At 43.5% G+C, this 262-nt stretch carries 1 protein-coding gene; it reads right to left on the reverse strand.

Features of this window, described 5'->3' with window-relative positions; all coding sequences use genetic code 11:
- Positions 1 to 242 (reverse strand): HAD hydrolase-like protein (locus AAEY75_RS15735; RefSeq protein WP_352260119.1); only part of this gene is annotated, 242 nt, incomplete at its 3' end.
- Positions 243 to 262: the final 20 nt, after the last annotated feature.

A 262-nucleotide genomic window follows, 5' to 3' on the forward strand; every position in this document is an offset into this window, starting at 1 on the left:
TAGCTTTGCTGAATGGCCAGCTTTTGCGTGTCACTGGCCTGTGGATACAAAATCTCAATACCGTTCATCAGGCTAAGACCAATGATGTCTTTGACTGCTTGATCAGTCGTGTGAAAGCCATGCGCCTCTCCAGCCACATGCATAGACTCAACGATTAGACCAATTGAATCCATCAACGTACCGTCCCAATCAAAAATAACTAGCGTCTTATCAGCTAAGCTATGATCAGACTGTTCACTCATAAATTTGCCTTAGTAAATGG

It is taken from the genome of Psychrobacter sp. TB55-MNA-CIBAN-0194, from assembly GCF_040309505.1.
Taxonomy (GTDB): Bacteria; Pseudomonadota; Gammaproteobacteria; order Pseudomonadales; family Moraxellaceae; genus Psychrobacter; species Psychrobacter fozii.